The 12,218-nt window shown below is 29.1% G+C and carries 14 protein-coding genes; 6 read left to right on the top strand and 8 right to left on the bottom strand.

Translation table 11 applies throughout. The features are described from left to right. A partial coding sequence (locus tag ACI389_RS01175) for an ATP-binding cassette domain-containing protein (RefSeq protein ID WP_439779725.1) occupies window positions 1-442 on the top strand: 442 nt, incomplete at its 5' end. Window positions 443-448: 6 nt separating this feature from the next. Here ACI389_RS01175 and ACI389_RS01170 read toward each other — a convergent pair. Further along, window positions 449-1,132 (bottom strand): M48 family metallopeptidase, encoded by a 684-nt coding sequence (locus ACI389_RS01170; protein ID WP_439779724.1) that lies wholly within the window; start codon window positions 1,130-1,132, stop codon window positions 449-451. Between the two features lie 154 nt (window positions 1,133-1,286). Between ACI389_RS01170 and ACI389_RS01165 the strand changes: the two genes are divergently transcribed. From ACI389_RS01165 to hemA, 3 genes are read left to right on the top strand one after another with little or no spacing between them, the layout of a single operon-like run. Then, the gene (locus ACI389_RS01165) at window positions 1,287-1,769 is read left to right on the top strand and encodes a methanogenesis marker 9 domain-containing protein (RefSeq protein WP_439779723.1); all 483 of its coding nucleotides are present in this window, start codon (window positions 1,287-1,289) and stop codon (window positions 1,767-1,769) included. Window position 1,770: 1 nt separating this feature from the next. Continuing rightward, window positions 1,771-2,391, top strand: coding sequence for a precorrin-2 dehydrogenase/sirohydrochlorin ferrochelatase family protein (locus tag ACI389_RS01160; protein WP_439779722.1), 621 nt, complete (start codon window positions 1,771-1,773; stop codon window positions 2,389-2,391). Further along, on the top strand, window positions 2,388-3,581 hold the full coding sequence (gene hemA / locus ACI389_RS01155; RefSeq protein ID WP_439779721.1) for a glutamyl-tRNA reductase: 1,194 nt from the start codon (window positions 2,388-2,390) through the stop codon (window positions 3,579-3,581). The genes ACI389_RS01160 and hemA overlap by 4 nt, the downstream gene beginning before the upstream one ends. 14 nt (window positions 3,582-3,595) lie before the next feature. Here the strand turns inward: hemA and ACI389_RS01150 are convergent, their stop codons facing one another. Next, window positions 3,596-4,720: an AAA family ATPase gene (locus ACI389_RS01150; RefSeq protein ID WP_439779720.1), complete on the bottom strand. Its 1,125-nt coding sequence runs from the start codon at window positions 4,718-4,720 to the stop codon at window positions 3,596-3,598. Between the two features lie 194 nt (window positions 4,721-4,914). On the opposite strand from ACI389_RS01150, the gene ACI389_RS01145 reads away from it, so the two are divergent. Beyond that, window positions 4,915-5,877 (top strand): metallophosphoesterase, encoded by a 963-nt coding sequence (locus ACI389_RS01145; protein ID WP_439779719.1) that lies wholly within the window; start codon window positions 4,915-4,917, stop codon window positions 5,875-5,877. A gap of 32 nt (window positions 5,878-5,909) precedes the next feature. Further along, window positions 5,910-6,422 (top strand): zinc ribbon domain-containing protein, encoded by a 513-nt coding sequence (locus tag ACI389_RS01140; protein ID WP_439779718.1) that lies wholly within the window; start codon window positions 5,910-5,912, stop codon window positions 6,420-6,422. Here the strand turns inward: ACI389_RS01140 and ACI389_RS01135 are convergent. From ACI389_RS01135 to ACI389_RS01110, 6 genes are all read right to left on the bottom strand, one after another. Next, window positions 6,419-7,255, bottom strand: a complete 837-nt coding sequence (locus tag ACI389_RS01135; protein WP_439779717.1) for a TIM barrel protein — start codon at window positions 7,253-7,255, stop codon at window positions 6,419-6,421. The genes ACI389_RS01140 and ACI389_RS01135 overlap by 4 nt on opposite strands. A 34-nt stretch (window positions 7,256-7,289) precedes the next feature. Continuing rightward, on the bottom strand, window positions 7,290-8,306 hold the full coding sequence (locus ACI389_RS01130; RefSeq protein WP_439779716.1) for a phosphorylating glyceraldehyde-3-phosphate dehydrogenase: 1,017 nt from the start codon (window positions 8,304-8,306) through the stop codon (window positions 7,290-7,292). 222 nt (window positions 8,307-8,528) lie between these two features. Then, complete coding sequence (locus tag ACI389_RS01125; RefSeq protein WP_439779715.1) at window positions 8,529-8,732, bottom strand: heavy-metal-associated domain-containing protein; 204 nt, start codon at window positions 8,730-8,732, stop codon at window positions 8,529-8,531. A 60-nt stretch (window positions 8,733-8,792) separates the two neighbouring features. Continuing rightward, window positions 8,793-10,631: a heavy metal translocating P-type ATPase gene (locus tag ACI389_RS01120; RefSeq protein ID WP_439779714.1), complete on the bottom strand. Its 1,839-nt coding sequence runs from the start codon at window positions 10,629-10,631 to the stop codon at window positions 8,793-8,795. Window positions 10,632-10,690: 59 nt separating this feature from the next. After that, window positions 10,691-10,963 (bottom strand): metal-sensing transcriptional repressor, encoded by a 273-nt coding sequence (locus ACI389_RS01115; RefSeq protein WP_439779713.1) that lies wholly within the window; start codon window positions 10,961-10,963, stop codon window positions 10,691-10,693. 153 nt (window positions 10,964-11,116) lie between these two features. Further along, the gene (locus ACI389_RS01110) at window positions 11,117-12,211 is read right to left on the bottom strand and encodes a DNA topoisomerase IV subunit A (RefSeq protein ID WP_439779712.1); all 1,095 of its coding nucleotides are present in this window, start codon (window positions 12,209-12,211) and stop codon (window positions 11,117-11,119) included. Between the last annotated feature and the right edge of the window lie 7 nt (window positions 12,212-12,218).

Here is a 12,218-nt window from a genome sequence, read left to right as displayed (position 1 = left end):
AACTGATGCAATTAGTTTAAATCTTCCTGCTGAATTCGCTAAAATTAAAGCAATTCATGCATTGACTACTGTTGGATTTTCTGATGAAGTTGCAGCGAATATTCTTGAAAAATACCCAGATCAATTAAGTGTAGGTGAAAGACATAGGGTTGCTTTAGCACAAGTTTTAATTAAAGAACCTAATTTAATTGTGTTAGATGAACCAACTGGTACTATGGATCCAATTACTCGTGTTATTGTAACTGATTCAATCTTAAAAGCACGTAATGAATTAGAACAAACATTTATTATTATTTCTCACGATATGGACTTTGTTTTAGATGTCTGTGATAGAGCTGCTTTAATGAGGGGTGGTAAACTATTAGATATAGGCACTCCTGAAGAAATAGTTGATAAATTAACTGCAGATGAAAAAGAAGATATGCTTAAAGAAAATAGATAATTCTTCTTATTCATTTAATTCTTTTTTTATTTTTTTCCAATTTAGAGAAAATTTGTCCATTAATTTTTTAAATTTTTTCCCATGATTAAACTCTATTAAATGACATAATTCATGTATCATTACATATTCTAAGCATTTAGGGTCTTTTTTTGCTAAATTTAGGTTTAATGTTATTCTTCCATCTTGTCTGCAATTTCCCCAGTTTTTCATTTTTCTAATTTTAATTTCAGATGGTTTTTTCCCAACAATAGTGCTGCATTTATCTAACACTGGAGGTATTGCATTTTGAAGTTCTTTTCTATAAAAATCAACTAGTGTTTTTTCTCTTTCACTTATTGTGCTTCGTTTAGGCATGGATAAATACATGATTTTATTTTCTTTATCAATTAAAACATGTTTATTATCATTTCGAATCAATTGGAGTGTGTATTCTCTGCCCCATAAATAATGTTTTTCACCATTAATAAATTTTAGGGGAGCTCGGATATTATTATTTAAAATAAGGTCTTGTTTTTTTAAAATCCACTCTTTTCGAGATTTGATAAACTTAATTAATTCTTCATTGGGTATGTAAAATGGAGCAGATACTTTCACATCTCCTTTTGGAGGAACAACTCGAAGATACATATTTTTAATGTTTTTTCGTTCTAACAGTATACATATATCTTCGATTATTAACTTTTCTTTCATAAAAAATCTATATTTAAATTAGTAATTAAACTATTAAAATTTAATCATTATTAAAATAAGTTTTATTTATAAAAAAGATTATATATTCATAGTTAAAATAAATTATATTGTTATTTTATAATGATATTCTAAAAAAATGAATTGGAGGTTTATTATGACTTGGGAAGATGCACCATCTCATATTTGTAGGGGAGGGGATATTAGAGGACTTGCTTTTTGTTGTCCTCCAGTTAAACCGTGTCCTGTTTTAAATGCATTGCAGGAAGTTAATTTAACTCCTAAAGAATATATTGATATTAAAACTCAATTTGCTAAAGAAACTAGATTAGGTGATGGAGCTGGGACTTGTTTTGGATCACTTGTATGGTGTTGTAAACCATCAAAACCTTGTCCATTAAGAGACATGACTTTAAAAAATATGGGAATGAGTCATGATGAATATTTAGACTTAAAAAAAGAATTATCTGAAAGATTAGTTGGTGTTGAAAAACCTGCTCCTGATGAAAAAGCAGAAGCATTAGCTGAAACATTTAATATTACAAAACTTGAAGCAATGAATGTTTTAACTGAATGTAATGATGATTTAAGGGTTGCTGTGAAAGTTTTACGTGCACAATCTCTTGAAAATTCTGATTAAAATGGATTGGACTTCTATTTACTTAAAAACATCTAATTTAAATGTTTTTATTTTAGGCACTGGTGAAGTTGCAACTAGGCGTGCAAATAAATTTTTAGACCATGGAGCTAATGTTAAATTGGCTGGAAATAAATTATCTGATGAATTGAGGTCTAAAGGAGCTATTTTATGTTCAACTGATGATGTTGATAAATTAGTTGATTGGTCCGATTTGGTTGTTATAGCTAGTGGGGATAGAAAGTTATCTAATTATGTTTGTGGAATTGCTAAAGATAAACTTATTAATCGTGCAGATTGTCCACAAGAGGGGGATGTGATTATCCCTACAAGTTTTAACATTGGTGGAATTGAATTTTCTATTTTTACTGGTGGTAAAAGTCCTTTAATGGCTCGCCAGCTTAGAAAAAAAATACAGTCAATAATCACTGAAGAAGATATTTTAGAAATTGAACTTCAAGATTATGCTAGACGTAAATTAAAAAATGTTGTTGAAAATCAAAAAGAGCGAAGAAAATATCTTTATGAAATATTGGCAGATGAAAAAATTAATGTTCTAATCGAAAATAGGAAGATTGATGAAGCTAAGGATTATATTGATGAGTTGATAAGGGGATTATTTTGATATTAAATTTAAGAGTGGATCATAAAATTGCAGATATTCAATCAATGGAAGTTATTGCAAATGAGATAGATGAGTTATTTGTTAAGTTACAGGAGAAATATTCTATTGGTGAATATATTGAGATTAATACATGTAATAGAAAAGAATATTATATTCATAATAATAACATTCCCGAAGATGATATTTTACTGTCTCATGAAAATAGAAGTATTATAATTGATTATGGTCAATCAGCAGTTATGCATTTGTTACGTATGACTTCTGGTTTGGAATCTATGATTGTGGGTGAAGATCAGATTTTAGGTCAAGTTAATGATGCAAAACATAAAGCTGAGAAAAATCGTCATTGTGGTAAAGTTTTGGATTTAATTTTTACTAAAGCAATTCATGTTGGTCGTGTTGTTAGGAAAAAAACCAATATTAATAAAGGAGCAGTATCAATTGGTTCTGCAGCTATTGATTTAGCTGAAAAACATATTGGGTCATTAGAGGATAAATCTGTTTTAGTAATTGGTGCTGGAAAAATGGGTAAGTTAGTTGCTAAAGCACTTGCTGAAAAGAATTTAAACGCTATTTTTGTTGCAAATCGTACTTTTTATGTTGCTGTTCAACTTGCTGAAGATTTAGGAGGTCAAGCTATTCTTTTCAATGATTTGGAAAAATATTTAGCTACTGCAGATTTAGTTATTAGTGCCACTAGTGCTCCTCATCCAATTATCACTAAAGAACGTCTTTTAGGAATTGATATGGATTATGAAAATGTGATGATGGTAGATATTGCAAATCCTCGAGATATTTCTGAAGATGTTTTAGAATTAGGTGTTAAATCATTCAATATTGATGACTTAAGAGAAATTGCTGATGAAAATACTCGTCTTAGAAAAAAGGAATTTGGTGAAGCTGAAAACATCATCACTGAAGAGTTTATTTTACTTCAAGATTCCTTTAAAATTATGGATGTTGATGAAATACTTGGTAATTTAAGAGCATCTATGGAGGATATAAGGCAACGTGAGATGGAAAAAGCTAATGCTAAGTTATCTAATATAGATGGTAGTGCTAAAATTGTGGATAATTTAACAAATTCAATTATTAACAAAATTTTTCATGATATTTCTAAAAAAGTTAAAAAAGCTGCTAAAGATGAAAATAAGGAAGTAATTGCAGCTTGTGAGTATATTTTTAATTAATTTAAATGTTTGATTTATTCAAACATTCCTTTTATATCTTTATTTTTAATTTTAGTTAATTTTATGGAATAGTCTATGTTTTTCATAGTAATGATATCACAATCGTTTGCAATTGCATTGTGAAGAGAAGTTTTTAATATTTTTTCTTTTATATCTCTTCCAGATATTCCTTTAGTAAGCTTAACAATTTTTTCTAAATCAAGTTCATATTCTAATGGCATGCTTTTTAAATTATTTTCTAAAATAGCTAACCTTTCTTCATCATTGGGTAATTTGAATTCAATTTCTTCCTCAAATCTGCTTCTAATTGCATAGTCTAAGCTACTAGGATTATTTGTTGCACCAATAGTTATTACATGTTCATTTTTACTAATTCCATCCATTTCAGTTAAAAGGGAGTTTACGATTTCAGAAACATCTCCTCTTAATGATTGGAATGATCTATGAAGTGCAACTGCATCAATTTCATCTATGAATATTATTGATGGTGAGTTTTCACTAGCTTTCTTGAATAAATCATGAATTTTAGATGAACCATCACCAACATGGTCTCCAATCAATGATGTTGCTTTAATTAAATACAATGGAACTTCAAGCTCATTAGCCATAGCTTTAACCATCATGGTTTTACCAGTACCTGGAAGTCCGTAAAACAATATGTTTTTAGGAGCCCAAGGTCCAAATTTTTCTGGATTTTCTAAGTATTTTGTTATAACTTTAAATTTATTTTTAGCATTTGTTTGCCCAATAATATCAGAAATATGTACTTCTGTTTTAAATGCATTTTTATCTTTTTTATTTTCTAATTCATCTGTAATTAGTTGGATTCTAGTTGTCTCAGAGATTATTGAGTTGTTAGGTTTTGCTTTTATAACTTCAAAACCATAATCTGGAATAATTTTTTGATCAAATAAATGTGAATTTTCTTGTACAACTAATCCCATCCATTGTTCACGAGCATATTCTTCAAATAATTTCTTGTTGGTAATTTCAATATGTTCATCCATTAGATTAAATTCAAATGGATAACCAACAGGTTTTAAAATGATACATTCAGCGCATTCTTTACTTTCAGCTTTTTTCATTTGCTGCTTTTGATTAGTTGCTTTAATTTCTGCTATTTTGTTATCATTTTTCAAGTCACTCGCCTCCGATATTTTTTATATGTCTATCATTTGTTTTAATTATTTAAATATTTGATGGGATATATAATGTATGGTGTTATTTTTATGAGTTTTAGGTCAAAAAGAGTAATATTTATTACTCCATTTATATGTTATTTCAATTTTTTCTATTGAAGTATTTATTACTTCTGTTTGGTGAAATTAATGATGTGTATTTAATTATTCTTGCAGTTTTAATTGTATTGATCCATTGTATTCCAATGTTTTTTGAAGCAAAAAAATCAACTGTTGTTGGAAGATTTCTAACAACAATTGATGGTATTTGGATGTGGATGTCTTTAATGTTTTTGATTGATATTTTAATTATATATTTAATTGGAACATTTAGTGCACTGTCATTTGAAGTGACTTTAGGTTTAATTTTAATAGCGCCAATTTTAGGGATTTATAATTTTTACAAGGCTAATAAATTAGTAATTAATGAAAAAACATTAAAAATAGATGATTTGCCTAGGGATATTAATATTGCACATTTATCTGATGTTCATTTTGGATCTGTGCGTCATAAAAAAATTATTAAATTAGTAGCTAAAAAATTAAAGGAACTTGAAGATATTTGTGAATTAGCTATTATTTCTGGTGATTTAGCAGATGGTTCTTCAATTGTGGAACCTGATGACTTTTTAGAATTTAAGGAAATTGATATGCCAATAGTTTTTACTCCTGGAAATCATGATTTTTATCCTGGAATTGATGATGTTATATTAGCTTGTAAAAATGCGGAAATTATTGTTTTAGATAATGAAAGAAAGGAATTTGGAGATTTGAGTATATTTGGATTGACATTTAGTTTTGATGATAGGAGTATTCCAAAATTGGATGAAACTTGCTTAAATTCACATTTAATTAATATCATAAATTATCATGTTCCTTATTACTGGGAGGAATTTTCGAAATTAGGTTTTGATATTCAGCTTTCAGGTCATACTCATGGTGGTCAATTTTATCCAATGACTTGGTTTTCTGATATGATGTTTAAATATAATAGGGGACTATTTAAAAATGAAATAGGCAAATATTTGCATGTTACAACAGGTGTAGGGTCAATGGATACACCAATGAGAGGGGGAACTGATTCTGAAATTGTTATTTTAAAATTGAGAAAATCATAGTATTTATAAAAAAGTAATGTTAAACTAGTTATATGGCAATTAATGATAATCATAATCATTTTTGTATTTACTGTGGTGCTAAATTAGATTCTGACCAGCGTTTTTGTAGTGAATGTGGAAGAGAAGTTTTTCATTTTGAAAAATCAGTTGAAGTAGTTTCATCTAAATATAATGATATTGTTGATGGTATTGAACAAGAATATGATTTAAAACAAAATAAAGCTAAAGAATTACTTAGAGAAATTTTTAATTCAAATTATAGGGCATATAATAAATTTTTATCTTCCATTAATGAATCTAATAAATTGTTTGATATTCAATTAGATGTTATAAGGAAGATTATCGAAGTTGATGATGGAAGCAAGGAATTTGTTGGACGTGAAATTGACAATAAAATCAAAATATTACAGACATTCATTGATAAAATGAATGATTTAATTGATGAATTGATTATTCATTTGAGTTCTGATAGTCAAAATAGTGATGATGTTAGTGGTTTTTTTGAGGATATGGATGATTTAATAAATTCTGTAAAAGATTATTAAATCATTTCTTCATACATTTTTTTCATTTTAAGTGAATCAATATCTCTGAGCGGAGTTTCACATATAATATTTGCATTCCAACCATTGTCAATTAGATTAGAGAGTAAATCTGGAATATTTGGTCCATATTCATCATTTTCATCTAAAGTGTGATGTTTTATCTCACCGCTGTCACCATATTCAATGGTTGTAAAATGACAATGGAGAATATCAATATTTAAATTATCTTCAATTGTTGAAAAAATACAATTGTAATCTTCTTTTTTATTTAAAAAACCTCTTCCTCTTGCATGGACATGTGTAAAATCAATTGTTGGTTCAAAATGATCAAAATTTGCACATAACTCCACAACTTCATTTACATTTCCTAGTTGTGTTCTTTTACCTGTTGTTTCTGGTGCAAAAGTAAAATTTTTAATTCCTTCGGTTTCAAGTTCTTCAAATAATCTATTAATAGTATTTTTTGATATTTCCATGGCTTTTTCAGGTTTTCTATTCATATAAGCTCCTGGGTGGAATACTAATCTATATGCTCCCATCCATTCTCCTGCACGTGCAGCAGCTATTAAATGACCAATACTTTTATCAAGTTTTGATTCTTCTTTTGCACATAGGTTAATATAATATGGAGCATGCATTGAAATTAAAATATCATGTTTTTCAGATTCTTGTTTTAGAGTATTTGCGGATGATTCTCCAATTCTTACACCATAAGGTGATTGATATTCATAAGAATCAAGACATTCTTCGCAAATATATTTTGGAGCTTTGTATGCTGGACCTTTATAATCAACAGGACTTCCCGCAGGCCCGAAAAGTACTTTGTGTTTCATTTAAATCGTTTAAAAAATAGTAAAAAGGGGAAATTTAGAAGATTCCCATAGCTTTGTTAGTTTTTGCAATTGATTTTTCGTTATCACTTTCCATTTCTAAAAGTGCACGAATAGCATCAATGTTTTCTGGAACAACATCTGATTCTTGATGTACAGCTTGCATGTAGAATAATTCATTACCTACGACATTGATAGATTCTCTCCAAACTGGAATTTCGTATAAATCATTTCTGTTTCTTCCAAGTTCTTTAGCATATTCCATTAGTTCTGCAGTAGATCCTAAACCTTCTTCAGCAGAAACAACAAGAACTCTAGAACGTTTTTCTAATGCTTCAACGATTTCTTCGGTTTCTACTTCATTATTAAGTTCTACCATGATGTTATGTTGGTGCATTAATGTAGTAGGTACAAGTAATGCCATAGTTGTTACATCAATGTCTTTCATAACGGTTTTTACATCAGGACCATGGTGGGATGGTACTTTTGGAGGATTCGGTACAATTGCATTAATTGGACCTTTTTTAACTTCGGATGGATCTGATCCTCTTCTCACCATTACTGCTCTAACTTTTTTGATATCTCCAATTGGATTAATTGTAGATAATGTACGAGTTAAACCAGTAGTGTTACAGGATACAACTCTTGTGTAATCTGCACCATATGAATCATTGTAGTTAGAAATAGCATTAAATGAAAGACCTGTTAATTCATGGTCTTCTCCACCTTGATAGATTGCTTTAACGCCTGCTTTTTTATACATTTCAAGATTTTTTGGTCCAATGTTTCCTGGTGTACAGTCAACAACAATATCTGCTTCTTGGACCATATCTTCAACAGTACCTGCTATTTCAATTCCCGCATCTTTGAACAATTGTTCTCTTTCTGGAATTCCAATGTATAAAGGATAGCCTTTTTCTTCAACTGCAGTTCTTGCTTCGTAGTTTGGTCTAGTTTTACTTACACCAATTACTTTCATATCATCTTGAGCAGCTACAGCATCAGCCACTCTTTTACCGATGGTTCCATAACCATTAATTGCAACAGTTTTCATTTTAATCCCTTTGATTTATAATAATAATTTTTATTATATTATAATGTATATTTTTTTAATTATTTATAATTTGATAGTTCTTTTAGATAATGAGTAAATTTATAATTTGGTGGGGATTGTTTAATGGAGTGATGTTTGTGGCATAAATGATATTGGTAAAATAAATATATTTTAATTGAATTTTATAGTGGTAGTTTAATAAAAAAATAAATTGAAGAGGAATTATTCTACTTTAAATCCTGCTTCTTCAACAGCTTCATTAATGTCTGCATCACTTACATCACTAGATAATGTGAGGGTAGTAATTCCAGAATCAAGGTCTGCTTTAGCATCATCAATTCCATCAACATCTTTTAAACATAATTCTACAGCATTTACACAAGAAGGACAGTGCATACCTACAACTTTGATTTCTTTTTCAGTCATAATATTTCACCTTTTATTTTTTATTATAAATTATAAAATATTTAATATTTAAAACTTTGTTTAATCAAGATGAGTAGTTTTATAATCTATTTTTGGGCTTTTATAGTTGATTAATATGGAAGAATAGATAATGACAATTACTGATCCAATATTATGTATTAATGCTCCTTGAATAGGATTTAATATTCCTAAAATAGCCAATATCATTGCTATTATATTTAATGATAATGTAAATCCAATACCTATGCTGATTGTTTTTATTGTTTTTCTAGATATTTCAATTAAATGAGGAATATTTTCTATATCATCATTAATTAGAGTAATGTTTGATGATTCAATTGAAAGGTCACTTCCAATGTTTCCCATTGCTATTCCAACATTGGATTTTTTCAATGATGGCGCATCATTTATTCCATCTCCAATCATTGCAACTCTATGGTTTTTTGTTTGTTCATCTTTTATGTAGTTAATCTTGTCTTCGGGTAGACAATTAAATTTAATGTTATGTATTTTAATTTGATTTGCAATTGATTTTGCGGTGTTTTCATTGTCTCCTGTAAGTAATGTTGTTTTGATTTTTAACTTTTTCAGATTTCTGATTGTTGATTTTGCATTATCACGTATTGTATCTGAAAGCAATATTCTTCCAATTATCTGTTTTTCCTTTGCAACGAGAATTTCTATTTGACCATTGTTTTTAGTATCATATGAATCTAGTTGGATATTTTCAGATTCAAATAGCTTTTTATTCCCTGCGATTATCTTTGTTCCATCAATATTTCCAGTAATTCCTTTACCAATATGTACTTTAAAGTCATCAACTTCTGCTAAATTATCATTATTATAATATTTAACGATAGCTTTTGCTATAGGGTGTTCTGATTTGGATTCAAGTGATGTTAAAAGATACATCATTTCATCAGGATTTTTTGAGATGACTTTAACTATGTTTGGAGTTCCATGGGTTAATGTTCCAGTTTTATCGAAGATGACTTCATTAACATGAGCCATTTCTTCTATAGATTCCCCATTTTTGACTAAAATTCCATATTTTGTTAAATTACTTACTGCTGCCATAAGTGCTGTTGGAGTAGCAAGGACTAATGCACAAGGGCAGAATACAACTAATATTGTAACTGATCTTATTATTTCAAATGTGAATAAATAGGTTAATATTGATGCTGTAAATGCTATTACAACAATTATTGTAGCCCATTTATCTGCTGTTCTTACAATATTAGCATTTTCAGGTTTTGAAGATTCAACTAACTTAATTAATTTTTGAAGAGAACTATCTTCACTTATTTTTGTTGTTTTCATTGTAAATGAACCGTAAAGATTTATAGTTCCACTATATACTTCGTCATCTGTTGTTTTATCCACAGGTATTGATTCTCCAGTAAGTGTAGCTTGGTTAATTGATGTGTTTCCATTAATAATGATTCCATCAGTAGGAATACTTTCTCCAGGTAGTATTTTTAGAATATCTCCAATTTCTACTTGTTCTATAGGTATTGTTTCTTCAATTCCATTTTTTATACGTGTTGCGACTTTAGGAGTCATTTTTGCAAGTTCTTTAATTCTATTTTGTGCTTTTGACACAGTATATTCTTCTAAAAATCCTCCAATTGCCATGATTGTTGCAATTTCACCAGCTGCAAAGGTTTCACCAATAATGATGGATGCGATAATGGCTATTGAAACAAGTAAGTCTGCTTTGATATCAAATTCTGTAATTAATCCTTCAATACATTCTTTGAATATGGGAATTCCACATAACAGTATTGAAATCCATGAAAGATAATTAATAGATAATGTGAATTCTAGAATTAAACTGATTGCTGATATTATGATAAATATAATCTCAATTTTTTCTTCATTATTAAATTTTAAATCCATATCATATGACCTCCAATTATACATATACCCATTAGGGTATAGTATTCTTTTAAAAAAAATTAAAGTCTAGAATAATATTCTAAAATTGATGAAATATCACCTAAAGCTTCGTCCGCGTCACCTTCTTCAATGGCTTCTTTAACACAGTGTTCTAAGTGTCCTTCAACAATAATATGTCCAACTTTATGTAATGCTGATTTAGATGCATTTACTTGCATTAATATCTGTTCACAAGGAATATCTTCTTTAATCATGCGATCAATAGCATTTAATTGACCTATAATTTTTTTAAGTCTTCTATGTAAATTTTCAGTATCCATACATTGCTTCATAAATAACACAACCTATACCTGATATGGTATATGAATTTTTTAATATATAACTGTTGTCTTGTTGAATGTCTAATTTTTGAAAATGTTTAAAATAATAACTTGAGTTAATGGGATATGAAAAAAATAAAAAAAGTAAGGAGGAAAATTTTAAATTTAATTTTCCAATTCTTCAAGTTTTTGTGGGAAGTAAGTATCTACTACGTACTCAAGCCCGTATTTAGAGAAAGATTGCTGTTCTGCTTTTTTACCGATTTTAAGCATCTTTTTGATTTCAGTTTGCCAGAAATCACTTTTATACCTTGGGTCTTTAGAAAGCTCTTTGAGCCTCATTACATCAACATCTTTGAGTTTATCAGTAGGTAAATCATAGTTGATGATATCAGATGCTGTTACTCCCATAAATTTAGCATCAGGAGTTGCTAAATCATGATTAACATGAGCTAATTTTGCACTTCCAGAAATAATTACTTGTGCAATGTGAAATCCCCAAGGGTCTCCGTCGTTACAGATATAAACAGGCAATCCTATTTCTTCATTAACTCTTTTAAGGAATCTCCTTGTAGCACGTGCAGCTTGTCCTTTAAGTCCAACAATTAGAGTATTGAATCTTTTGTGAGCATTTTCTTGAACCATTCTGTGGAACATTCCCATAGTTTCTACAGCAATAACTCTTTCAACACCACAATCTAAGAATTCTACTTGATCGATAGTAGGTGAAATAGTATAACCTGATTTTCCAGTTTTTGCAGCATTAAGTTCAACACCATCATCCAATAATGTAATATCTCCATATACGGATGCTCCATCTTCCTCTGGCATTAATCCTAAATCTTCACGAGTAGTTCCAAGGGTCACTTCTAAATCTTCCCCAACAATGTTGGATTCTTGTTGTGTTTTGAAACTTATTCCCCAACCTTCGGATACATAATACATTTCCCTGATTGTAGCTGTTTTTTCACGAGCAACTAAATCTTTACAGAAATTAGCAACATAAACCATTTGTCCTAATTTTCTGATTTGTTTTACATTGCCTAAAGATCTTTTACCGTATCTATCACCTAATACATAATATCTTTTAGCATCATCATAAACAATATTTCCAGTACCTCTAGATGGGACTCTAATTGAAGGAACTTTTTGTTTTTCAATGTTTTCAATGATTTCCTGACCTAATCCTTTTAACTTATTGTAGGTGTATTCTTTTCTTTTTTCCCTGTGGTTTTTTTGATTTTCTTTTATTTCAGTCATTTAAATC

This window comes from Methanobrevibacter sp., from assembly GCF_051877095.1.
GTDB lineage: Archaea > Methanobacteriota > Methanobacteria > Methanobacteriales > Methanobacteriaceae > Methanocatella.
Note: the sequence above shows the minus strand (reverse complement) of the source record. Positions and strands in the feature narration are given on the sequence as shown.

Bases quoted from the DNA above. Each gene is read 5' to 3' on its own strand.
- ACI389_RS01120 (WP_439779714.1), bottom strand. From the start codon at position 10,631: ATGGATTTAAAATTTAATAATGAAGAAAAAATTGAGATTATATTTATC.
- ACI389_RS01130 (WP_439779716.1), bottom strand. From the start codon at position 8,306: ATGAAAACTGTTGCAATTAATGGTTATGGAACCATCGGTAAAAGAGTG.
- ACI389_RS01110 (WP_439779712.1), bottom strand. From the start codon at position 12,211: ATGACTGAAATAAAAGAAAATCAAAAAAACCACAGGGAAAAAAGAAAA.
- ACI389_RS01160 (WP_439779722.1), top strand. From the start codon at position 1,771: ATGGATTGGACTTCTATTTACTTAAAAACATCTAATTTAAATGTTTTT.
- ACI389_RS01165 (WP_439779723.1), top strand. From the start codon at position 1,287: ATGACTTGGGAAGATGCACCATCTCATATTTGTAGGGGAGGGGATATT.
- ACI389_RS01170 (WP_439779724.1), bottom strand. From the start codon at position 1,132: ATGAAAGAAAAGTTAATAATCGAAGATATATGTATACTGTTAGAACGA.
- ACI389_RS01135 (WP_439779717.1), bottom strand. From the start codon at position 7,255: ATGAAACACAAAGTACTTTTCGGGCCTGCGGGAAGTCCTGTTGATTAT.
- ACI389_RS01125 (WP_439779715.1), bottom strand. From the start codon at position 8,732: ATGACTGAAAAAGAAATCAAAGTTGTAGGTATGCACTGTCCTTCTTGT.
- ACI389_RS01115 (WP_439779713.1), bottom strand. From the start codon at position 10,963: ATGAAGCAATGTATGGATACTGAAAATTTACATAGAAGACTTAAAAAA.
- ACI389_RS01140 (WP_439779718.1), top strand. From the start codon at position 5,910: ATGGCAATTAATGATAATCATAATCATTTTTGTATTTACTGTGGTGCT.